This is a genomic window from Sediminibacterium sp. FW305-C-61 (genome assembly GCF_058231065.1).
The window spans coordinates 757,776-779,658 of sequence record NZ_JBIQXR010000001.1; the positions used below are offsets into that span (position 1 = coordinate 757,776).

The following is a 21,883-nucleotide window of genomic DNA, read 5'->3' on the forward strand; positions in this document are numbered from 1 at the left end:
TCCTTATTCCTCAGTTTTCTTCCCTCCTGTCATTCCTTCCAGGCGGGCGATTGTTTCGCGGATTTCTTTGATGCTGTAGAAGCGGTATACCTCGGGAGCTTTGCCGTCTTTACTGGCCGCTGAGCGCATATTGTGAAAGGGGCCAACAATGATAGCGTCAAAATTATCGGTGATATGTGCTGCTGAATTGGGCAGGATGTAAAAGTTGCGGTTGGCTTTTCTAACATTCACATTATTTACCAGGTTATGAAGCGAATCGATTTTGAAACGTAATGCTTCCTGACTGATTACCTGGTTACTGAGTTGTGGATCGGTATAATTTACCTGGCTGCCAATAATGGTATCATTCTTTACATTAACGATATAATAGCCATTTTCAGTAAGGGTAACTTTTGCTTCTCCGGAAGGAGTATTCAAGGTAATTTCAACATTCTTTCCAACAAAGTCAATCGTCTTATCCTCATGTCCGGCGCCGTCACCCGCTTTTATCGTTTTTGTTTCCGTATTAACTTCAGCAGGTCCTTTACTGAATACAACCACTCTTTTTTGGTCAGAAGAACAAGAGGCAAAAAGAATAATGGCAACAGCGGAAAAAATAAATGATTTCATAAGCAAGTTTAAAATGGTAGATAAATAAAGCCGCAGGATTCAGTGTATAAAAAATCAGGGTTTGGTTGCAGGCTTCAGACATAAGCTTTTTAAACCACCTGAAACCTGCGTCCAACACCCTGTTTTATTGGTTAGTGCGAGTTAAGCACCAAAACGTTCAGCTACTTTATTCCAGTTTACTACGTTCCAGAAAGCAGCGAGGTAGTCTGCACGGCGATTTTGGTATTTAAGATAGTATGCATGTTCCCATACATCGGCACCTAAAATGGGTGTGCCTTTTACATCGGCTACATCCATCAAAGGATTATCCTGGTTAGGGGTTGAAGTAACTTCCAGTTTCCCGTCTTTTACAATCAACCATGCCCAGCCACTACCAAAACGTGTCATACCAGCCGCAGCAAATTTCTCCTTAAATGCATCAAAAGAGCCAAAAGCGCTGTTGATCGCATCTGCCAGTGCACCTGTAGGGGCGCCGCCTGCATTAGGGGCCAGGCTTTCCCAGAAGAAAGTATGGTTCCAATGTCCACCGCCATTATTGCGTACTGCCGGACTAATAGATCCTGCTGCTGCAACAAGCTGCTCAAGTGTTTTTCCTTCATGTTCAGTACCTGCAATGGCTTTATTGAGGTTGTCTACATAAGCCTGGTGGTGCTTGCCATGGTGTATCTGCATGGTAGTAGTATCAATATGTGGTTCCAATGCCTCATGAGCATACGGTAAGGGTGCTAGTGTAAATGCCATAACTATAATATTTAAATGATTAAAAACTATTCTACAAATTTACAATGCTTCGGTTGAATGAAGGTGAATTCTTTCTTAAATCGAAAGCAGTCCATAGACCATAGTCCATGGACCATCAACTATGGTCTATGGACTGCTTTTATCTCTTCTGCTGAAAGAAATTCTTCATTAGCCAGGCGCATTCGTCTTCCAGAATGCCACTGATGATTTCTGTTTTGGGGTGGAAGGGGGATTGATGTTCTTTCAGGTGTTTTCGGAAACCATTTTTTATATCACTGGCGCCATATACAATGCGTCCAATTTTACCCCAGTACAATGCGCCAGAGCACATTAAACAGGGCTCAAGGGTTACATACAATGTGGCATCGGGAAGGTATTTGGATCCAAGGCTACTGTAGGCAGAAGTTAGTGCCAATATTTCTGCATGTGCAGTGGAATCGTTTAGGAGCTCTACCTGATTATGCCCACGAGCAATTATCTTATTGTTGAGCACCACAACGGCCCCAACAGGTACTTCATCTGAATCAAAGGCAATCTGAGCTTCTTTCAGCGCCTGCTGCATGTAGTATTCGTGTGTTTCGGGGTGCATGGGGGAGTTAAAATTCAAAAATCAAAATTCAAAAATCAAAGATCACCCCTCTATCTGTATTTCCAGTTTCTATCTTTGCCTTCTTCAAGCCATTCGATCATAGTGGCGATTCTTTTTTCTTTTGTAGCATCAGTTTTGGCTTCAGTAATCCAGTTGATGTATTCTTTTTTATGCGAGTAGGGAAACGCTTCAAAAGTTTTATTGGCTTTAGCGTTCTTTTTTAATGCTTTTGTAATGTGGTCCGGTATTTCAAGTGGTTTGGGTGATGATTTTGGTTTCGCAGGCAACTTTATACCAGATTCATTCAATGTTACGGCTTCTTTTATATAAGCGATCATGATTTTGTCTTGCGGCAGATCTTTCATACTGGTGATTCGATCAAAATGCCCCATTGCGCCCCTGTCTTTTATCTGCAGAATTTTGTTCGGATCTTTCATGATAGATGCTTTCCAAAAGCTAAATGCGCAGTGTTGCTTAAAGGATGCCATACTGCAAACCACACCTTTGTGCTCAAAGTGTGGGAAGCTCCATTTCATGGTCTCAATAATTTCAGGGAAAGCCTTGTGCACCAATTTACGTATATGCAACAAAATGGGCTGGGCAAACTGCTCGGCTTTGTCGATATACGCATCAACACGTGGGTCTGTAACTGGCATAAGCTAATGTAATAAATTATGGTCTGAAAAAACAAAAAGGCCGCTTCATTTTGAAGCGGCCCAATTATTTCATCATTGAATATTCTTTATTCAACATTCATCATTCCTAAAGTTTCTTCACCACAATATTCCTGAACCATACATCGTCGCCATGGTCTTGCAGGGCAATATGCCCTTTGAAAATTTTGCCGAAACCGGGCATCGATTTAAACTTGCTATTGGCAATTAATTGATTCCACTGATCGTCGCCATAAGTGGTGTTCAATATACTTTCGCCATTTAGTTTAAATTCCATTTTGCCTTTATTACAGATGATTTCTGCTGTGTTCCATTCGCCAACAGGTTTCGTAACACCTTCTTTGCCAGCAACCAGATCGTAAAGATTACCAGAACGGTGTTTATTGATTTTAGCGTCGGGATGGCCGTCATTATCCAATACCTGCATTTCGGGGCCTGTATACCAAACCCTTTTATATTTAGCTGTATCGTTTTGCGCCCAGAAAATGATGCCACTATTGCCATTTTTAGAAACCTTCCAGTCAACTTTCAGGTGGAAATTTTCTAATTCAAGATCATGAATAATATCACCCCGACCGCTTTTTTCTGAAGCATCCAGGTGTAACACGCCGTTTTCTACTTTCCAGCAACTCCCGATGTTGTCTTTACCATAGGTAATCCATCCTTTGGTAGTTTTACCATCAAACAAAGAGATCCAGCCATTTTTTTGCAACATGGTATTAGCAGTAGCGTCGGCTTTGTTTTCTGAAACTGCATTTCCAAAAATGAAAACACTGATAATAGCGGTTGTTAGCCAGTTTTGAAGCATAATTATTTCTTTAAGAGGAGAATATATTTAACCATTGCTTTGGCATCATCAGTTGATATTGCCGGATGGGGAGTCATAGGTATGGAGCCCCATACACCTTGTCCGCCTTTAATGATTTTATCTGCCAGCATATTGATATTCTCATCTGAATTTTCATATTTAGCCGCAACTTCTTTGTAGGAAGGGCCGATGAGTTTATCGCCTACTTTATGACAAGTAAGGCAATCTGATTTGCCAATCAGTTCAAGTCCTTTGGTATAATCGGGATTACTGCTAAGGTCTTCAGTAGCTGATGCAGTGGTTGAATTACTTGTTTCTTTTTTCTCTTCATTACCTCCACATGCGGCAAGAATAGCCAGCAATGAGAGTGATACTAGGTACTTTTTCACGGTTTTATTGTTTTGTGGTTTGGTTATAGGTGAATTGTTAATGGTAAATTGTGAATAGAATATTTGACAATTCACAATCGACTATTCACAGCTAAGTTATTCATTGATTCCCAAAATGCTGCGATTGAAATTTTCATCGGAGCCGGTTCCTGCGAAATCGTCGAATGCTTTATCGGTTACTTTAATAATGTGTTTTTGAATGAAAGGGGCACCTTCAGCTGCACCAACTTCGGGGTGTTTTAAAGCACATTCCCATTCCATAACTGCCCATCCTTTGTAATTATAAGCGGCAAGTTTACTAAAGATGGAACCAAAATCTACCTGTCCATCACCCAATGAACGGAATCGTCCTGCTCTGTTAACCCAACCCTGGTATCCTCCGTAAACACCTTGTTTACCGCTTGGGTTAAACTCCGCATCCTTAACATGAAACATGCGGATGCGTTCATGGTAATGATCAATATAGCTTAGGTAGTCGAGGCATTGTAAAACAAAGTGTGACGGGTCGTATAATAAACAGGCACGAGGGTGGTTGTTCACTTTTTCCAGGAATATTTCATAGCTGATACCATCATGCAGGTCTTCACCCGGGTGAATTTCATAACAGAGATCCACACCATTTTCATCAAAAACATCCAGAATAGGTTTCCATCTTTTAGCCAGTTCCGTAAAACCAGTCTCTACTAATCCTGCAGGTCTTTGTGGCCATGGGTAAACTGTATGCCATAATAAGGCGCCACTGAAAGTAGCATGTGCATTTAAACCAAGATTGGCAGATGCTTTGGCTGCATATTGCAGTTGCTGAATGGCCCATGCGGTACGTGCTTTTGCATTACCTCTAACATTTTCAGGTGCAAACCCATCGAACATTACATCATAAGCCGGATGAACAGCTACCAGTTGTCCTTGCAGGTGTGTTGATAGTTCTGTAATCTCCAGGCCAGCAGCAGCAACGATGCCTTTTATTTCATCGGCATAAGTTTTACTCTCTGCGGCTTTTTGCAAATCAATACAACGGGCATCCCAGGTAGGAATTTGTACGCCTTTAAACCCTAAAGAAGCGGCCCATTTACAAATACTTTCAAGAGAATTAAAAGGAGCAGCATCTCCCATGAATTGAGCCAGAAAAATACCCGGGCCTTTGATGGTTGTCATAGTAGAGAGGTTTGATAGTGAGTGGTGAATGGTCAATGGTCAATGGTCAATTGTGAATGGTCATATAGGATTCCATATTCACCATTCACAATTGACCATTCACTAAATTTTATATTCCGTCCATTTTACATCAGATGCAGCAGAAGCCACAACATTGTCGATGAAAGCCATGCCTCTCAAGCCATCGCGGGTGGTTGGGAAGTCGAGCATTTCAGCAGTTGGTTGAGTACCATCTATGCGTGCACCCAGGGTTAAGGCGAAATTGCGATAAATATTTGCAAATGCTTCCAGGTAACCTTCCGGATGGCCGCCCGGTGTTCTGCAATTATGGGTAGCGAAGGAACTTAACCTGTCACCATAGTTTCCACCGGCCCTTAAAATTTGAGTGGGTTGGTCAAGCCATTTCAGCAGTAATGTATTCGGCTCATGCTGAGCCCATTCAAGTCCGCCAAGTTCTCCATAAACCCTTATTTTCAAAGCGTTTTCTTCGCCCGCGGCTACCTGTGATGCCATTAACACTCCTCTTGCTCCATTGCTCATACGCAACAGTACATTACCATCATCATCCAGTAAACGGCCTTCTACCAGTGCATTAAGGTCGGCACATAAATGGGTGATTTCTGCTCCGGTAATATATTCGGCAAGATGGGCAGCATGTGTGCCAATATCGCCCATTGCGCCGGCTTTGCCGGAGCGCTTGGGGTCTGTTCTCCAGGCTGCCTGTTTATTGCCTTCACGTTCAGACAGTTTGCTGAGCCAGCCCTGTGGATATTCAACCCATACCTTCCTGATTTTCCCTAATACACCGCCGGCAACCATTGCACGTGCCTGTTTTACCATGGGATACCCTGAATAAGTATGTGTAAGACATAATAATAAACCCGTTTCCTGCACTTTCTGGTGAAGTAACTGCGCTTCTTCAAAAGTGAAAGTCATCGGCTTCTCAATCACAACATGAAAGCCATGATCCAATGCCATCATTGCAGGCGCGAAATGGGCAAAATTGGGCGTTACGATTGTGATGAAGTCCATTCTTTTATCTGCAGGTAACTGACTTTCCTTTGTGATCATCTCTTCAAAATTCATGTAGATCCTGTCTGCAGGGAGAAAGAGGTCTTCCCCGGAAGCTTTGGCAATTTCAGGGTTAATACTAAGCGCTCCGCATACAACTTCAATTAGTCCATCCATATTAGCAGCAATACGGTGAATGGCGCCGATAAAGGCATCGCGGCCACCACCAACCATACCCATTCTGAGTTTTCGGTTCATGAGACGATTTTTTTATTAGGTTCTTGAGTAGAAGAAATAATTTCAGGGATGTAAGGTTATTAAAAAAATGGAAGCCAGAGAAATTTTATCATACAGTATCGGATAAAAAAGCACAATCGTTTGCGGAGAAATCGGTACAAATGACGGTAAAATGGGAAAATTTTTCGCTGCTTTGTTTGAAAATAAAATTACATTTAGTGGCTTATTTCAACCAACAACTCAAACGATATGCACGCCACTCCCCAACGTCAACAATTATTTGTTGCCAGCTGTCTGGCATTATTGGTAACTTCTCTTTCTTTTGGTATCAGGGCCGGAATACTTGGCCGACTTGGTGTAGAATTCGAATTAAATGCGTCACAACTCGGAACTATTGCCGCTACCGCATTCTGGGGCTTTCCACTTGCTGTGGTAATCGGTGGATTTGTAGTAGATATTATCGGCATGAAGAGATTGCTGATCGTTGCGTTTTTGTTCCATCTCGCCGGTATTCTGCTCACCATTTTTGCGGGTGGTTACTGGACCCTGTTCATTTCAACACTTTGTGTGGGTATTGCCAACGGAACTGTTGAAGCAGCCTGTAACCCATTAGTTGCAACCATTTATTCAGATAATAAAACCACTAAGCTTAACCATTTTCATTTGTGGTTTCCAGGGGGTATTGTTATCGGTACTTTACTGGTGTATTTCCTGGATAAAGTGGGCGTTAGCTGGCAAGTACAGGTTGGTTTAATGTTAATACCAACCATTCTGTACGGCTACCTGTTCAGCAAACTGAATTTCCCCGTTACCGAACGGGTGGCAAGTGGTGTTTCTGCGGCAGAAATGTATAAGTCGCTGCTGAACCCCCTCTTTATTTTTATGATCATCCTGATGTTTGGTACTGCTATTACCGAATTGTTTACAGGCCAGTGGATTGATGTACTCCTGAAAAATGTATCAGATAATGCAATTCTGCTTTTAACCATAGAAACGGGTATTATGGTGCTGGGCCGGGCTTTTGCAGAGCCAGTTGTACACCGGTTCTCTCCGGCAGGTGTACTCCTGATATCAGCAATTTTATCGGCAGTAGGTTTATACCTTATGGGACATACAACCGGTAATATGCTTTTTGTTGGTGCCATCATCTTTGGAATGGGTGTTTGTTATTTCTGGCCTACCATGCTCGGTTTTGTGTCGGAAAATCTTCCCAAAACAGGTGCAGTAGGTTTAAACCTTATGGGTGGAGCCGGTATGTTTGCCGTTTCGGTTTATATGATATTCATGAGTGATTATTATGATAATTTACTGGCTGCTAAACTTCCGGCAGGTGCAAATCTTGCAGATTATTCAAATGCCGCTGCCGGAACAGAAATGGCTAATGCATTAGGGGAAGCAAAAAAACTCGCCGGCCCTGAAATACTGAATGCCACCATGCTCATACCCATTGTTTTATCTGTGGCATTTGCCGGACTATTCTTATACATGAGGAATAAAACAAAGTCAAATATGCCTGCTTAGAACGTTGGTTAAACATTAATCCTTATATTTATTATCCTGCGAAAGATCAATCATGGCAACAGAATCATCAAGAAGAAAAACGATTAAACAATTGCTTGCCGGTTCAGCATTACTGGCAACCGGATCGGGCGTTTCTGCATTTACCACTAACACCACCTCAACAACTATGGCACTCAAAGGAAATATCAATCACTCTGTTTGCCGCTGGTGTTATAGTGATATCCCGCTTGATCAATTATGCGTAATCGTTAAAGAAATGGGATTGGTTGGTATTGATCTGGTTGGTCCTAAAGACTGGGATATTTTGAAGAAACACAACCTTATCTCAACCATGTGTAATGGTGCTGAAATAGGTTTGGTAAAAGGATGGAACGACCCGCAGTATCATGCAACATTGATTAAGAATTATACCGAACATATTGAACTCGTAGCAAAAGCAGGTTATACCAACCTGATTTGTTTCAGCGGCAACAGGAATGGAATGGATGATGAGACCGGATTAAAAAACTGTGTTACCGGATTGAAACAGATTATGTCGCTGGCAGAGAAGAAAGGGGTGATTATTCAGATGGAGCTCTTCAACAGTAAAGTAGATCACAAAGATTATATGTGCGACAGCTCGGCATGGGGCGTTGAATTATGCAAACAGTTGGGTTCTCCAAACTTTAAACTGTTGTATGATATCTACCACATGCAGATTAACGAAGGAGATATCATCCGTACCATCAAAAACAACCACCAGTATTTCGGTCATTACCATACTGCAGGTGTTCCAGGCCGCCATGAAATAGATGAATCGCAGGAATTATATTATCCGGCAATCATGAAGGCAATTGTAGAGACCGGCTTTAAACAATATGTAGCACAGGAATTTATAGCTACAGGCAACGATAAAATCGGATCGCTGAGAAAAGCTATTCAGATTTGTGATGTGTGATAGAATAGTCGATAGACCATGGTCCATAGTCCATGGTTAAATAATACTATGAACCATGGACTATCAACCATGGACTAAAACAGCAAACCACAAACAATCATAAACAAACAGACCATGGCCGAACAAAATTATGATGCAATCGTAGTAGGTTCAGGAATCAGTGGCGGATGGGCCGCTAAAGAACTTACTGAAAAGGGGCTGAAAGTGCTCTTGCTCGAACGTGGGCGTAACATTGAACACATTAAGGATTATGTAAACGCCAACAAAGAAGCTTGGGATTATCCCCATCGCGGAAGAAGAACCCAACAGATGATCAATGATTATCCAGTTCTCAAACGCGACTACCCACTTAATGAAACAAACCTCGATTATTGGGTAAATGAAAAGGAAAGTCCTTACACAGAAGTAAAACGCTTCGATTGGTTCCGTGGATACCATGTTGGTGGACGATCTTTAATGTGGGGCCGCCAAAGTTATCGATGGAGCGATTTTGATTTTGAGGCCAACCTGAAAGACGGAGTAGGTGTTGATTGGCCGGTTAGATATAAAGACATAGAAAGCTGGTATTCTTATGTAGAACGTCATGCAGGTATCAGTGGCAGTAAAGAAGGGTTACCTCACCTGCCAGACAGCGATTTTCTTCCCCCGATGGAACTTAACGTTGTAGAGAAAGACCTGGCCAAGCGTATAAAAGAATATTATAAGAACCAGCGCCACATGATCATTGGTCGTGTAGCAAACCTTACCCAGGAACATAATGGCCGTACCAATTGCCAGTACCGTAATAAGTGTTGGCTGGGTTGTCCGTTTGGCGCTTATTTCAGTACACAGTCATCTACTTTACCTGCAGCGATGGCCACAGGTAATTTAACACTGCGTCCATGGTCAATTGTAACAAGGGTATTGTACGATAAAGACAAAAAACGCGCAACAGGTGTTGAAGTACTCGATGCCGAAACAAATAAAACCTATACCTACAATGCTAAAATAGTTTTCCTAAATGCATCTGCATTAAACACAGCATGGATTCTGATGAATTCAGCTACGGATGTTTGGCCTGATGGATTAGGAAGCAGCAGTGGTGAATTGGGTCATAATATCATGGACCACCATTTAGGTGTTGGCGCCGGCGGTCGTGTGGAAGGTTATGAAGACAAATACTATTTCGGTCGCAGGGCAAATGGTATTTATGTACCACGTTACCGCAATCTCTATGGCGATAAACGCGACTATCTCCGCGGGTTTGGATATCAGGGAAGTGCATCCAGACAGGGATGGGGAAGAGAAGTTGCCGAATTAAGTATCGGTGCCGAATTTAAAGATGCTCTTACAGAACCGGGTGGCTGGACCTTCGGTATGATGGGCTTTGGAGAAGTACTGCCTGATCATAGCAATAAAATTACCCTCGATAAAAACGTGAAAGATAAATGGGGGCTTCCTGTTCTTTCATTTGATTGCGAACTCAAAGAGAACGAAATCAAAATGAGGAAAGATATGCAGGCCGATGCTATTGAAATACTCACCAATGCAGGCGTAAAAGATGTGTATGGTTACGAAGGCAATGGTGTATTGGGTCGTGGTATTCACGAAATGGGAACCGCACGTATGGGGAATGATCCTAAAACTTCGGTTGTAAATAAATTCAACCAGGTTTGGGATGCACCAAATGTGTATGTTACCGATGGCGCATTCATGACTTCATCAGCTTGTGTAAACCCATCATTAACTTATATGGCATTTACTGCACGCGCTGCAGACCATGCGGTTAGTGAATTGAAAAAACAAAATTTATAGTAGTCAATTGTCAATGGTGAATGGTCAATAAAGAGACCAGCATTCACCATTCACTATTCACTATTCACGAAAAAAAACATTACCATGAATAGAAGAGAAGCCCTTTCAAGTGTAGCATTGCTACTAGGGGGAACATTAATAGGTTCAACTGCTTTTCTAACGGGCTGTAAAACTACTGGTACAGATAGTGGTATCAGTTTTTCTCCGGATGAAATCAGTTTTTTGAATGAAGTAGGAGAAACAATTTTACCTGCTACAAGCACACCGGGTGCCAAAGAAGCCAAGGTAGGAGAGTTTATGTCGGTATATGTAACAGATTGTTACGAAGCAAAAGACCAAACCATCTTTAAAGAAGGGTTTACAAAACTGGATGAGGCCAGTAAAACCAAAAATGGTAAATCCTTTATGGACAGTACACCAGAACAGCGACATGCATTACTGGTTGACCTTGATAAGGAAACAAAAGAATACCAGAAAGTCAAAAAACCGGAAGATCCTAATCATTATTTCAGGATGATGAAAGAATTAACCCTGCTTGGGTTCTTCACTTCTGAAGTAGGTGCAACAAAGGCTTTACGCTATGTTGCTGTGCCAGGTAAATATGAAGGTAATATACCTTATGCCAAAGGCGATAAAGCCTGGGCCACTAGTTAAGGTAAGTAAAGACTCAAAAGTCAAATTCAAAATATGTATTTGACTTTTGAGTCTTGATTTTTTAATTCTAATCTCAGTACTTATGACAATCAATCGCAGAAACTTTCTACGCAATACAGGTTTTGCGGCAGCGGCATTGTCGATGCCATTTGCGGGGAAGTCATCAATATTAGATGAACTGGCTTATAAACCATTAGGAGATTTTGGCATTCAATTATGGACCGTAAAAGAAGCCATGATGGTCGACCCAAAAGATACCCTTACCAAACTTTCATCATACGGATATAAGCAAATCGAAAGCTTTGAAGGACCGAAAGGCTTTTTCTGGGGTATGAAAAATACCGAGTTTAAAAAACTCATGGATGACCTGGGAATGAAATTGGTCTCAGCACATTGTAACAATACCGTTGATTTCGAAAAGAAATCAGCAGAAGCAGCCGAGATCGGTATGTCTTATTTGATTTGCCCATGGAAAGGCCCACAAAAATCAATCGACGATTTCAAAAAATTCAATGATGAGTTTAATAAGTCTGGCCAGATAGCGAAAAAGAATGGTATCCGTTTCGCCTATCATAACCACGACTATTCATTCAAAGTATTGGATGATCAGGTTCCGCAGGTGGTTATGATGGAAGGTACCGACAAAGACCTGGTTGATTTTGAAATGGATATTTATTGGGTAGTGGCAGCAGGCGAAGATCCAAAAGCCTGGTTCAAAAAATACCCTAACCGTTTCCGTTTATGTCATGTTAAAGACCTTACGAAAACCGATAAAGGAAATGAATCATGCCATATTGGTAAAGGCAGCATCGATTTTAAATCGATCCTTGCAGAAGGCCGTAAATATGGACTGAATAAATTTATCGTAGAACAGGAAGCCTTTACCGGTACAACCCCCATGGATAGCGCAAAAGTGAATGCAGGGTATATGAGTAAGTTTCAGATCTAAAGAAACAGAGGAATAAGGAATAAAAAATAAGGAATGAGAAAGTGTAGTTGTATTTACACTTCCTCATTCCTTTCTTATTTTCTATTTCTTATTCCTTATTTCTCTGTTCTCACACCCCCAAACTCCAGCCTTCTCTGTACTGACGTTTTACGAACTGGTTGGCTTCGTCGAAGTTGGTGATTTTCATATTCGGACCATCCCATACCAGTCTGATATTTCTGCCAGGATAAGCTATGCGGCCATTATCCATTTTCTTTTGAAGATCATAACTACGGATTGCAAGGTTGCCCATCAATACGCTTTCTGTAAGCGGACCAGCAACATCGAAATTAGAGCTTAAGGTTTTTGCTGCTTCAGAACCATAGCCTGCAATTGCTGCCTCAACCCATGCTGCATAGTGACCATTATCGCCATTAGGTACACGCTTAACAGTTTGTGGAACCTGTGTGGTTTTGGTAAGATTGGTCGGTAACAGGTTAGGAATGGCTCCGTATGTACCACACATCATCTTTCCTTTAGTGCCAATAAAAATGGTACCATTACCGCCATCACCCATCATTTCATTTGGTCCAAGCTCTGCAGGACGCTCTGGCTGAATTCCACCATCCATCCAATGCATGGTTAAATCAGGCTTGCCGTTCTGGCCTTTAAATTTCAAAATAATATGAGAAGCCAATGGTCCACACTCTGGTGCATAAATGGCGTTCCAGTTCCTTTCATATCTTTTTGCAACACTACACTCGGCTGATTCAGGGTAGCCAAGTCCAAGTACAGCAAATGCAGGTGCCATAATATGGCAGGCCATATCACCTAATGCACCGGTACCATAATCCCACCATCCGCGCCAGTTAAATGGAACCAGATTATCTACATAATCCTTATAAGGAGCGGTACCCAGCCATAGATCCCAGTTTAACTCTTTAGGTACAGGTAACGAGTTTTTTGACCACTGAATACCCTGTGGCCAAACAGGACGATCTGTATAACAATATACAGTGTGTACATCACCAATTAATCCGGCATTATACCAGTCAACCAATTGACGTACGCCATCACCTGAAGCACCCTGGTTACCCATTTGTGTTACTACCTTATAACGATGTGCCGCTTCGGTCATAACACGTGCCTCATATATATCGTGCGAAAGTGGTTTTTGAACATAAACATGTTTTCCCAACTGCATGGCAGCCATAGCTTGTACCGCATGCATATGATCGGGTGTTGATACAGATACTGCATCTATATTTTTATGCTCCTTATCGAGCATCTCGCGATAATCTTCGTATACTTTGGCTTTTGGGTAGCGTTCACGACTCTTTGCACTTTGACGTGAATCAACATCACATAAGAAAGCGATATCGGCTTTTCCACTCATAAAAAAGTTATATAAATCGCTCTCACCTTTACCACCGGCTCCAATACCTGCAACCTGGAGTTTATCACTTGGGGCTATATAGCCTCTTCCAATAACATGTCGGGGAACAATGTAGAATCCGGCAAGCGCTGTAAGGCCATTCTGTAGAAACTTCCGCCTGGAGTTATCGGAAATGGTCTTTTCCTGTTTTTTGTTCAGATCTTTCTTTTTCATAGCAATCGGTTGGTTATGGGTTGGATAAACAATGAGCCATGAATTTATTTAATTATTTTGATTGAAGCCCGTAAAATTTCAGTTACCTGAGGGAGGTGAGAGAAACAGATACTTTGTGAGGAAGCGCATGGTCCATAGTCCATAGACCATAGACCATGGTCTATGGTCTATAAATTTGGAGGCCTTCTGTTTTCAACATACAGATTGAGTCCGGCATATTCACCATTTATTTTTTTCAAAGAAGAAGTGTCGATATACCCGTATTTCTTTTGAAGCCTGAGGGAATCATCTTGCATATAGGTAACCATGATCCACCGGTCTGTATCTAAAGCAAGTGGGTAATTTTTATGAATAACGCCGTTTTTCAGGTTTAGAGATATGTCATAGGCCCCTTTTGGAAATTTACGAATGTGTACCTCCTGTAATCCGGGCTTTAACAGATAATCCACCGCTTCTTTTGTCTTGCCATTCTCCTGATCACTGATTACCAACTTCATTGGCACATGTTCCCTGCTTTCATTATTTACAATTACATGCGCAGATTGCTTGGAAATGCTGCAGGCAGCAAAAACAACAGCAAAGAAAAATAAACACAATAACGACTTGCGTAAACACATAAATGATTGATTTTAAGGGCTTATATAGAACAATAAAAAAGAACCGTATGCAACAGTTCACAGGGGTTACGCATAAGACACAAGGCAATGAAAAATCGTTGCCTTTAATAAATGATTTTTTTTATGTGTTTATGGGTTGAATGTGCTATCAGGAATAATAGCAAAACTGCCGGGTTGGATATTGAAGAAAGTAATATCGGTGAGATCCTGATTAGAGCGAAACCCATTCGCATAACGCCCTTTTTGTTTATATGGATAATGCTGAACCAATGTAACAGGTGTATTTGTATAGAACTGGCCAAGTGATTGATCCCAATACAACTCATTACTGTATAAAGTATCTCCTTTGGTATTGAAAATTACAACACTATCTCGCAGAAAAACTTTGCTTTCATTCGGAAGATAACGCCCATATTTAGCAAATAACTGACTTTCTGTTTTCATGGTAGAATCGAAAAAGTCTACATGTAATGTATTCGGAAATTCTGTTTTACGCATGCTATCACCCTGGTAGCGCAGTAAGAGTGGTGCAGTGAGTTTGGCACTAATGCGGCCATTTTGACTAAGATAACTTTCAATATTTTTTCCTTCTTCTATACCAGGAGCCCTTCTGCTCAGTTCCTTCACATCATTTACATCGTTTTCACAACCGCATACAAAAAAGCAGCCTAATAAACAGGCTGCTAATATGTTTTTTATATGAAAAGAAGGTTTAATCATACTTGCGTTTCTGGAACCAAAGATCGGTTAAACTAATTCCCAATGTAAACTGAACATAGCTTTCTGTAATATTATTAACAGAAGACCCTCTTTTTCCAAACTGTAAAGCTGTATTTAAAATAGTGAACTGGCGATCATAGTTGTTCCATTTTTTAATAGGTAAACCAGCACCTAATGAAAATCCAACATGTTTCAGTCCATTACCATCCGGATTTAAGTAGTCCTTACCAAAAAAAGCACCTACGCGGTAGTTAACATTGCTCCAGTAATTTCTGCCATTAAGTGGGTCAGGACAAAGCTGCGCGCCAACTTTAAACTGCCAGCTATTATTTAGCTGATCTGGTTGTCCGTAGAAACGATATTTGGTCCACTGAGTGGTGGTATATTCTGCTCCGATAGACCACATTTCAAAGGTTCCGCGGTTATTACTGCTGGTTTTGTGGAAGGTAATACCTGCTGCATATGTTGCAGGCATTTGAATACGACCTTTAATATCGGTTGTATTAGAAATACTATCAACGGTAATATCTCCTGACTGTGTTTCTACAAAAGTTTCTCTTTTCTGATCCTGAGAAGCAGATAGTCTTTGTGCCAGCATTGCTGAACCGCCAATAATTATTTTATAGCTATTCGTTGTTTTGGTTTGTTCAATTACCTTTTTACCAACCGTAAATTCATACTGAAAGGCTGGATTAAAGAATACACCACTAAAAGTAGTAAGGGTTGAAGAATTAGATTGATAGAAGAAGGTCGTGTCGTTGATAAAGGCTTTTTTAGTTGAGATTTCTTTTCTTCCAAAATTGAACCCGGTATTGAATCCGACACTCAGGTCTTTCCATTTTTTACCGATACCGATAAAAGCCTGGTTTAGTCCTCCAGATCCTTCGAATACTGTTGCCAAACTATCTCCTGCTACTTTTTCACGATTTATTACAGAATAACTGATTCGGCTTAATGGGCGTAAACCGAATGCCATACCCCATCCCTTGTCTTTATTTAATGGAACTCCCACACCGAGGTATGATGGATAGAAATAATTTGACCTGAATTTCCCAGCCGGGTTCTCGCTTCTCAGGTTTCTGCTGTCAATGGTTAGCCCCAAATCATAAGAAACCATAAAAAACTGACCATAAGTAGCCGGATTCATAAAATTAATGGCTTGTCCTACGTTGTTGTTGGTGCCATCCGAGTAAGCAACGCCTAGTCCGCCTAAGGCCCGGCTGATAGCATGGCTGCCATTGTAAAAATCGCCTAAACCATATCGGGTAAAAGGAGAATTCTCCTGGGCATTGGCATTAAAAATGCTTATTCCGGTAACCAGAAAACAGCAACTAATTCTGAATAGTGTTGTACTCACAGATCGCATACAGGCCTTTAAATATTAAATAAGGGTCGGCAAATATCCTGTTTTTTAGATGCGGTACAAAAAAAGCCATATCACCCCCGGTTAACAGCACGTTAAAGTTGTTGAATTTCAAGGCATAAGCTTCAATAATTCCGTCAATTTCCTTAGCCATGCCCAAAATAACACCGCTTTGGAGGTTGGTTTTGGTATCATAACCAATTAAAGGAACATGATGGTCAGGCGTTACAAGGGGTAATAATGCTGTTTGTTCATGCATAGCCCGGAAGCGCATAGTTAAGCCCGGAGAGATGCTGCCACCCAAAAACTCATGCGCTTTATTGATGTAATTATAGGTTATACAGGTTCCCAGTCCAATAGCCAGGTTATGCTGATTTGGAAACAAATCCACCGAAGCCGCACAAATAGCCAATCTGTCGGCCCCAATTGTTTCTGGTTTACCAACCGGAGTGCTGAATGGTAGCTTGCTGGTATGCCCAAGTTTATGAAATTGGGTATTTTCAGAAAGAATGGTTTCTATTGAAGGATTATGGTTAATTACAGAAGAAAGAATGGATTTCTGTGGTTGGTATTGTTTAATCAGGTCTTCAATCGCTTCATTGCTATCGTTCTCCAATACAATCACATCTTTTAGTTCGCGCCCGGTAAAAATGGCGCATTTTAGACGTGTATTCCCAAAATCAAAACATAGACTGGTTTGCATAAATACGGTTATTCATTAAAATTAAAACCTTTTAGCTCCCTGAAATGTCCATTCAGGTGAATCCTTTCCTTCAGTGATTCAATGCCTGTAGCCGCCGGAATAATTTTGGAAAGATGTCTTTTAAGGTATTCCAGTCGCTGAAGTTCGTGCATAAGACCTAAAAATTCATATTCTTCCTCGGCAGAAAGTCCGGCATGATGGGCCAGATCATAACTATTCAGCAAATGATCAGGTTTCTTAAACTGTTTGGTAACATGGATCAGCTTGTGCAATTCACGAATACCAACTAGTACTGTTTCCAACAATTGAGGCTGTTTGCTTTCATTATTTTCCGGATAATGTACAATTGCCCCGCTGTATAATTTATCGGGGATCGATTGCACAAGCTCCAGCACACGAAATACTTTATCGCCCATAATACGGATATCCATCCTGCCATCAGGATATACCTGAGCGATCTCTGTTATTTGTACAAGTGTACCCAATTCGGAAACGCTATTGTTGTTTACAGTGGGAATGCCAAAAGGTTTTTTTCTGTTATGGCAATCATTGATCAACTCTTTATACCTGGGTTCGAAAATGTGCAGGTTAGCTGTTTCACCTGGAAAGATTATGATACCAAGGGGGAAAATGGGGATGAAATTTGTCATATGCTACCACGAAGTAAATAAAAGCAGTTAATATATGAACAGTATTACTTCATGTTGTCGTTTTGATATGCAATTTCGTATTTACTTTGTCTTATGAAAATTTCCGGGTTTACCATTATCCGTAATGCCGTAATCAATGATTACCCAATTGTTGAAGCCATTAAGTCTATTCTTCCGGTAGTAGATGAAATGATTATTCTGGTGGGAAATTCAGATGATGATACACTTGGACTAATGCAGTCGATAGGTGATCCAAAAATAAAAATCCATCATTCTGTATGGGATCCTAACCTTCGCTCCGGAGGTTCAGTATTAGCCGTAGAAACAAATAAAGCATTTCAACTGATCGATCCTGCGAGCGACTGGGCATTTTATATTCAGGGGGATGAAGCGGTGCATGAAAAATACCATGAAACCATTCGTAATGCCTGTTTGCAGTATAAGGATGATAAAAGGGTACAAGGATTGGTGTTTAAATACCTCCATTTCTATGGCACCTATGATTATGTAGGCGACAGCAGAAAATGGTACGACCACGAAGTGAGGGTAATACGGAACGATAAACGGATTTCCTCTTATAAAGATGCCCAGGGATTCAGAATCGGAAAGCAGAAATTATGGGTAAAACCAATTGATGCTTATGTGTACCATTATGGCTGGGTGAAGAGCCCTGAGCAAATGATGAAAAAGATGAAAAATTTCAGCAAGCTCTGGCATTCAGACAAAGTACTGGAAGACTTAATGAAAGAACCTGACTTCTGGAACTATGATGAGTTCGATTCCTTACAAAAATTTACGGGCACTCACCCACAAGTAATGCTGGACCGCATAGCCCGCCAAAACTGGAAAACAGATTTAGACATCAGCAAAAAGAAATTCTCCTTTAAAGATAAACTCCTCTACTATTTCGAAAAGAAAACAGGGATTAGGTTGTTTGATTTCAGGAACTATCGAATAATTTGAAAATTAGGTAATTTGAAAATTTGAAAATTTTTTACCACTAAATTTATTGGAAGAACGCTCCAACTAATATCATTTTCAAATTTTCAAATTTCCAAATTTCCAAATTATAATCCACCCATGCAACCAAACCCCATACTGGTATCCCAAATTACATTCTACCAGGCAGGTTGCGGCAATGGCAAGGGTCCAAGAGGTAAGGGCTATATTTTTTTGTCGCCAACCGAGATAAACTGGAAATAATAACCATGCAGTAAATAAAAACATTCCCCACCATCCACTTCCCATCCACCAGAATAACCATTGATTAAATGGCCAGCCGAAGTTGGTATTATAGTTTGGAAATACTTGTTTGAAATTATTTTGTAAAACCTCCGGAATAGCAGCCCAGCCTATATTTTGCTGACCAGATTGAATTGCGTGCCATGCAGCTTTGTTTACTGCATACCTGGCATTATCAGATAGGGTAGGGTCATATTTGCCGGGTACGTACTGGTTCCAGTCATAAAAACTATAACCCAATTTATGTTGTACAGTGGGAAACAATAACCAGGCTATAATAAGCAAAGCCGATAATCCTGCCAATACAATCAAACCATTTTTTCGCTGTTCTTTTTTCCATATAGTTTGAATGCCAATGATCAATCCCATCAGTATAATCATTACCCATCCGGTGCGTGCTGCTAAGAAGAGAATACAAACTGCTAAAAAAATGCTGGCTGCCAATAACCATTTATGTGCCTTTCTGTTGAACCATGCAATCAGAACGGCGCCAGATAAGAACATGGAAAAGCGAACATGGTCATTATCCATAAATACAGGTAATGATTGTCCGCTACTGTATTTTTCCAACGCTTCCTGGCTATGCAAAATATACCAGCCCAAAGGATACAGCACTGCTATTAATGCAGCAATAACCCAGCAATAACCAAATGTTTTGAATAAACGTGGTTCAATAGATGAAATACAGGCACCACTGATTGCCAAAACCGGGTAAGTAGCTAAAGTAAGCAGGTGATCCCATCCTGCAGCGGCATCGGGTGATTGCCATATACCCAGCAAGCCAAACAGTACAGGTGTTATTCCCCAGATGATGATAGGATTCCTGGACCAGTTGTTAATCCAGTATCGAAAATGCCAGATGGAAAAAATCAACCACGCACCCATTGATAGGGATAAGATAGCACGACTCCACAATAACCCTGCAAGGGAGATGATGAATAAAGCCATGATAAACGATACTTTTTTCACGATATCCTCTTTAAACTGTATTTCTGTGGATTCATTTACTTTCTTTTGCAGGAACAAGGGTAAATTTACGTTTAGCATAGCATTATGTGGCAGCAATTATTAATAGGCATAAAACAGGGCGACCAGCGCTCATTGGCAAGAAGTATTTCTTGTGTAGAAAATGAAGTGCCCGGCTTTGAACAGTTTCTTGCAGAACTGCCTGCTGGTCATGCCTCGGTAACAGGTATTACAGGTCCGCCAGGAGCAGGAAAAAGCACGCTGGTAGATGCACTGATTGCCACATGGGTTTTACAAAACAAAAAAGTAGGGGTATTATGTGTTGACCCATCTTCTCCATTTAATCTTGGTGCGGTACTTGGCGACAGGATACGCATGAGTGAATGGTATAATCATCCCAATGTATTTATCCGATCATTAGCTACCAGGGGTTCATTGGGTGGACTACACCCGCATATCATTGATATTACTGCGCTGATGCAGGCTGCGGGTTTCGATCATATAATTGTTGAAACAGTAGGGGTTGGACAAAGCGAAATAGAAATAGCCGGATTGGCAGATACAACGATTGTGGTGGTGGTACCGGAAGCGGGGGATGAAGTGCAAACCATGAAAGCTGGTTTAATGGAGATAGCCGATATTTTCGTGGTGAATAAAAGCGACAGACCCGATGCAGATCATTTTGTAAAAAATCTCCGGTTGATGCTTGCACCTACTTTTAACCAAACTCAATGGCAGGTGCCAATCATCAAAACAATCGCATCAACCAGAACTGGTATTGATGAATTGGTGAAGGCAATAGAGGAACATGCTTTATTACAACAAACCAGACCCCGAAAAGCATGGCTGCTGGCAGAAAGAGCCTATCAATTAATACAACGCGAGAAAATGCGAGGTGTTAAAAAATCGGCAATTAAAGATGCAATTGAAACGAATCTTGCTAAAGGTGAATTCAATTTATTTACTTTTATCCAGCAGTATCTTTAATACAGTTATAAGTGAATAATTCCATAGCAGACACAGCAAACACACCACTGGTATCCGTTGTAATGGCTACTTATAATGGAGCTGCTTTTATTGATGCACAGGTTAAAAGCATACTTTCACAAACATATTCAAACCTTGAAATTATTATTGTTGATGACGGATCAACTGATCAGACACTAAGTAAACTGGAAGAATTTGCAGCGAAAGATGATCGGATACAACTGGTTCAGAACAAAGAAAATCTGGGATACATCAAAAATTTTGAAAAAGGGCTGCTCATGGCCAAAGGTGCATTTGTTGCTCCCAGTGATCAGGATGATATATGGATGCCGGAGAAAATTAGCACACTGTTGGATGCTATTGGAGAATCAACCATTGTTTATGCAGACTCCTTGTTAATTGATGGTCAGGATAAACCTATCGGTAAAAAATTATCTGATATTAAACGATTGGCCGATTTTAATGATTGTATCAGTTTTCTGGTTGGAAATTCCGCTGCAGGACACGCAATGCTTATCAAAACATCCCTGATAAAAGATGCGGTTCCCTTTGCGCCAATGATACCACATGATCACTGGATAGGTTTTGTTGCCACCTTGTACAAGGGTATAAAGTACTTAGATATACCATTGGTATACTACAGACAACATAATAGCAGCGTTTTCGGGGCCGTAAAAGTGCAGGAGGGTGAAGAACAGCTGCAGGTGGTAAGAACTAAAAAAGCAAAAGATCTTTCAGCAATAAGAGAAAGGGTAAGATTAATGTATAACAGATGCCCGGCATCGATGAAGCAAGAAAAAGAAATACTCCGGCGTTGTGATAAATATTATGCATCTTTTTCCTTGCTGAATAATTTTAACCGAATGTTTTTGTTCTTTGCTTATAATCGTCGTATAATGGCCTATAAGCAAAGAAGCATGTTGCGAAGATGGCTATACTGTATTAAATTGTTTTTTACCATTCAATAAATGTTTTGTCC

23 protein-coding genes are annotated in these 21,883 nt (G+C 40.9%); 8 read left to right on the forward strand and 15 right to left on the reverse strand.

Annotation, left to right across the window (positions count from 1 at the left end; all coding sequences use genetic code 11):
- Positions 1 to 3: 3 nt before the first annotated feature.
- From ACH30E_RS03200 to ACH30E_RS03235, 8 genes are all read right to left on the reverse strand, one after another.
- Complete coding sequence (locus ACH30E_RS03200) at positions 4 to 609, reverse strand: hypothetical protein (protein ID WP_490823631.1); 606 nt, start codon at positions 607 to 609, stop codon at positions 4 to 6.
- Positions 610 to 750: 141 nt separating this feature from the next.
- Positions 751 to 1,350: a superoxide dismutase gene (locus tag ACH30E_RS03205; RefSeq protein ID WP_490823632.1), complete on the reverse strand. Its 600-nt coding sequence runs from the start codon at positions 1,348 to 1,350 to the stop codon at positions 751 to 753.
- Positions 1,351 to 1,489: 139 nt separating this feature from the next.
- Positions 1,490 to 1,939, reverse strand: a complete 450-nt coding sequence (locus tag ACH30E_RS03210; protein WP_294988592.1) for a nucleoside deaminase — start codon at positions 1,937 to 1,939, stop codon at positions 1,490 to 1,492.
- Between the two features lie 50 nt (positions 1,940 to 1,989).
- Positions 1,990 to 2,595 (reverse strand): YdeI/OmpD-associated family protein, encoded by a 606-nt coding sequence (locus ACH30E_RS03215; protein ID WP_490823633.1) that lies wholly within the window; start codon positions 2,593 to 2,595, stop codon positions 1,990 to 1,992.
- Between the two features lie 106 nt (positions 2,596 to 2,701).
- Positions 2,702 to 3,421 (reverse strand): 3-keto-disaccharide hydrolase, encoded by a 720-nt coding sequence (locus ACH30E_RS03220; protein ID WP_490823634.1) that lies wholly within the window; start codon positions 3,419 to 3,421, stop codon positions 2,702 to 2,704.
- A gap of 2 nt (positions 3,422 to 3,423) precedes the next feature.
- Positions 3,424 to 3,810: a c-type cytochrome gene (locus tag ACH30E_RS03225; RefSeq protein ID WP_490823635.1), complete on the reverse strand. Its 387-nt coding sequence runs from the start codon at positions 3,808 to 3,810 to the stop codon at positions 3,424 to 3,426.
- A 96-nt stretch (positions 3,811 to 3,906) separates the two neighbouring features.
- On the reverse strand, positions 3,907 to 4,965 hold the full coding sequence (locus ACH30E_RS03230; RefSeq protein WP_490823636.1) for a sugar phosphate isomerase/epimerase family protein: 1,059 nt from the start codon (positions 4,963 to 4,965) through the stop codon (positions 3,907 to 3,909).
- Positions 4,966 to 5,067: 102 nt separating this feature from the next.
- Positions 5,068 to 6,234, reverse strand: coding sequence for a Gfo/Idh/MocA family protein (locus tag ACH30E_RS03235; protein ID WP_294988579.1), 1,167 nt, complete (start codon positions 6,232 to 6,234; stop codon positions 5,068 to 5,070).
- Positions 6,235 to 6,462: 228 nt separating this feature from the next.
- Here ACH30E_RS03235 and ACH30E_RS03240 point away from each other — a divergent pair, with 228 nt between their 5' ends.
- The 5 genes from ACH30E_RS03240 (at position 6,463) to ACH30E_RS03260 (ending at position 12,068) form a co-directional block, all read left to right on the forward strand.
- Positions 6,463 to 7,734, forward strand: a complete 1,272-nt coding sequence (locus ACH30E_RS03240) for an MFS transporter (protein WP_294988577.1) — start codon at positions 6,463 to 6,465, stop codon at positions 7,732 to 7,734.
- A 52-nt stretch (positions 7,735 to 7,786) separates the two neighbouring features.
- The gene (locus tag ACH30E_RS03245) at positions 7,787 to 8,671 is read left to right on the forward strand and encodes a hydroxypyruvate isomerase family protein (protein ID WP_294988574.1); all 885 of its coding nucleotides are present in this window, start codon (positions 7,787 to 7,789) and stop codon (positions 8,669 to 8,671) included.
- Between the two features lie 114 nt (positions 8,672 to 8,785).
- On the forward strand, positions 8,786 to 10,465 hold the full coding sequence (locus tag ACH30E_RS03250) for a GMC oxidoreductase (RefSeq protein WP_294988571.1): 1,680 nt from the start codon (positions 8,786 to 8,788) through the stop codon (positions 10,463 to 10,465).
- 84 nt (positions 10,466 to 10,549) lie between these two features.
- Entirely contained in the window at positions 10,550 to 11,119 is a 570-nt protein-coding gene (locus tag ACH30E_RS03255; RefSeq protein ID WP_490823637.1) for a gluconate 2-dehydrogenase subunit 3 family protein, read from the forward strand.
- A gap of 82 nt (positions 11,120 to 11,201) precedes the next feature.
- The gene (locus tag ACH30E_RS03260) at positions 11,202 to 12,068 is read left to right on the forward strand and encodes a sugar phosphate isomerase/epimerase family protein (RefSeq protein WP_490823638.1); all 867 of its coding nucleotides are present in this window, start codon (positions 11,202 to 11,204) and stop codon (positions 12,066 to 12,068) included.
- Between the two features lie 109 nt (positions 12,069 to 12,177).
- On the opposite strand, the gene ACH30E_RS03265 is transcribed toward ACH30E_RS03260, so the two are convergent.
- From ACH30E_RS03265 to ACH30E_RS03290, 6 genes are all read right to left on the reverse strand, one after another.
- The gene (locus ACH30E_RS03265) at positions 12,178 to 13,656 is read right to left on the reverse strand and encodes a Gfo/Idh/MocA family protein (protein ID WP_294988562.1); all 1,479 of its coding nucleotides are present in this window, start codon (positions 13,654 to 13,656) and stop codon (positions 12,178 to 12,180) included.
- Positions 13,657 to 13,823: 167 nt separating this feature from the next.
- Complete coding sequence (locus ACH30E_RS03270; RefSeq protein WP_490823639.1) at positions 13,824 to 14,273, reverse strand: hypothetical protein; 450 nt, start codon at positions 14,271 to 14,273, stop codon at positions 13,824 to 13,826.
- A gap of 129 nt (positions 14,274 to 14,402) precedes the next feature.
- Entirely contained in the window at positions 14,403 to 14,993 is a 591-nt protein-coding gene (lptC, locus tag ACH30E_RS03275) for an LPS export ABC transporter periplasmic protein LptC (protein ID WP_294988556.1), read from the reverse strand.
- Positions 14,986 to 16,359, reverse strand: coding sequence for a BamG family beta-barrel-assembly machinery protein (bamG, locus tag ACH30E_RS03280; protein ID WP_294988553.1), 1,374 nt, complete (start codon positions 16,357 to 16,359; stop codon positions 14,986 to 14,988). Before bamG ends, lptC begins: the two co-directional genes overlap by 8 nt.
- On the reverse strand, positions 16,325 to 17,059 hold the full coding sequence (locus tag ACH30E_RS03285; RefSeq protein WP_294988550.1) for a type III pantothenate kinase: 735 nt from the start codon (positions 17,057 to 17,059) through the stop codon (positions 16,325 to 16,327). Before ACH30E_RS03285 ends, bamG begins: the two co-directional genes overlap by 35 nt.
- Positions 17,060 to 17,067: 8 nt before the next feature.
- Positions 17,068 to 17,709, reverse strand: coding sequence for an LON peptidase substrate-binding domain-containing protein (locus ACH30E_RS03290; protein WP_294988547.1), 642 nt, complete (start codon positions 17,707 to 17,709; stop codon positions 17,068 to 17,070).
- Positions 17,710 to 17,802: 93 nt separating this feature from the next.
- On the opposite strand from ACH30E_RS03290, the gene ACH30E_RS03295 reads away from it, so the two are divergent.
- Positions 17,803 to 18,672 (forward strand): glycosyltransferase family protein, encoded by an 870-nt coding sequence (locus ACH30E_RS03295; protein WP_294988544.1) that lies wholly within the window; start codon positions 17,803 to 17,805, stop codon positions 18,670 to 18,672.
- Between the two features lie 75 nt (positions 18,673 to 18,747).
- Here ACH30E_RS03295 and ACH30E_RS03300 read toward each other — a convergent pair whose 3' ends face one another.
- Positions 18,748 to 19,998 (reverse strand): O-antigen ligase family protein, encoded by a 1,251-nt coding sequence (locus ACH30E_RS03300; protein ID WP_490823640.1) that lies wholly within the window; start codon positions 19,996 to 19,998, stop codon positions 18,748 to 18,750.
- Positions 19,999 to 20,004: 6 nt separating this feature from the next.
- Here ACH30E_RS03300 and meaB point away from each other — a divergent pair, with 6 nt between their 5' ends.
- Both meaB and ACH30E_RS03310 read left to right on the forward strand, forming a co-directional pair.
- On the forward strand, positions 20,005 to 20,904 hold the full coding sequence (gene meaB, locus ACH30E_RS03305) for a methylmalonyl Co-A mutase-associated GTPase MeaB (protein WP_294988538.1): 900 nt from the start codon (positions 20,005 to 20,007) through the stop codon (positions 20,902 to 20,904).
- A gap of 11 nt (positions 20,905 to 20,915) precedes the next feature.
- Positions 20,916 to 21,872 carry a glycosyltransferase family 2 protein gene (locus ACH30E_RS03310; RefSeq protein ID WP_490823641.1) on the forward strand — a complete coding sequence of 319 codons (957 nt, stop codon included), beginning with the start codon at positions 20,916 to 20,918 and terminating at the stop codon, positions 21,870 to 21,872.
- Positions 21,873 to 21,883: the final 11 nt, after the last annotated feature.

Coding starts and splice junctions, on each gene's coding strand:
- ACH30E_RS03200 (WP_490823631.1), bottom strand. CDS start 609: ATGAAATCATTTATTTTTTCCGCTGTTGCCATTATTCTTTTTGCCTCT.
- ACH30E_RS03290 (WP_294988547.1), bottom strand. CDS start 17,709: ATGACAAATTTCATCCCCATTTTCCCCCTTGGTATCATAATCTTTCCA.
- ACH30E_RS03285 (WP_294988550.1), bottom strand. CDS start 17,059: ATGCAAACCAGTCTATGTTTTGATTTTGGGAATACACGTCTAAAATGC.
- bamG (WP_294988553.1), bottom strand. CDS start 16,359: ATGCGATCTGTGAGTACAACACTATTCAGAATTAGTTGCTGTTTTCTG.
- ACH30E_RS03215 (WP_490823633.1), bottom strand. CDS start 2,595: ATGCCAGTTACAGACCCACGTGTTGATGCGTATATCGACAAAGCCGAG.
- ACH30E_RS03230 (WP_490823636.1), bottom strand. CDS start 4,965: ATGACAACCATCAAAGGCCCGGGTATTTTTCTGGCTCAATTCATGGGA.
- ACH30E_RS03260 (WP_490823638.1), top strand. CDS start 11,202: ATGACAATCAATCGCAGAAACTTTCTACGCAATACAGGTTTTGCGGCA.
- ACH30E_RS03220 (WP_490823634.1), bottom strand. CDS start 3,421: ATGCTTCAAAACTGGCTAACAACCGCTATTATCAGTGTTTTCATTTTT.
- ACH30E_RS03295 (WP_294988544.1), top strand. CDS start 17,803: ATGAAAATTTCCGGGTTTACCATTATCCGTAATGCCGTAATCAATGAT.
- lptC (WP_294988556.1), bottom strand. CDS start 14,993: ATGATTAAACCTTCTTTTCATATAAAAAACATATTAGCAGCCTGTTTA.
- ACH30E_RS03240 (WP_294988577.1), top strand. CDS start 6,463: ATGCACGCCACTCCCCAACGTCAACAATTATTTGTTGCCAGCTGTCTG.
- ACH30E_RS03255 (WP_490823637.1), top strand. CDS start 10,550: ATGAATAGAAGAGAAGCCCTTTCAAGTGTAGCATTGCTACTAGGGGGA.
- ACH30E_RS03265 (WP_294988562.1), bottom strand. CDS start 13,656: ATGAAAAAGAAAGATCTGAACAAAAAACAGGAAAAGACCATTTCCGAT.
- ACH30E_RS03245 (WP_294988574.1), top strand. CDS start 7,787: ATGGCAACAGAATCATCAAGAAGAAAAACGATTAAACAATTGCTTGCC.
- ACH30E_RS03270 (WP_490823639.1), bottom strand. CDS start 14,273: ATGTGTTTACGCAAGTCGTTATTGTGTTTATTTTTCTTTGCTGTTGTT.
- meaB (WP_294988538.1), top strand. CDS start 20,005: ATGTGGCAGCAATTATTAATAGGCATAAAACAGGGCGACCAGCGCTCA.
- ACH30E_RS03235 (WP_294988579.1), bottom strand. CDS start 6,234: ATGAACCGAAAACTCAGAATGGGTATGGTTGGTGGTGGCCGCGATGCC.
- ACH30E_RS03210 (WP_294988592.1), bottom strand. CDS start 1,939: ATGCACCCCGAAACACACGAATACTACATGCAGCAGGCGCTGAAAGAA.
- ACH30E_RS03205 (WP_490823632.1), bottom strand. CDS start 1,350: ATGGCATTTACACTAGCACCCTTACCGTATGCTCATGAGGCATTGGAA.
- ACH30E_RS03300 (WP_490823640.1), bottom strand. CDS start 19,998: ATGCTAAACGTAAATTTACCCTTGTTCCTGCAAAAGAAAGTAAATGAA.
- ACH30E_RS03250 (WP_294988571.1), top strand. CDS start 8,786: ATGGCCGAACAAAATTATGATGCAATCGTAGTAGGTTCAGGAATCAGT.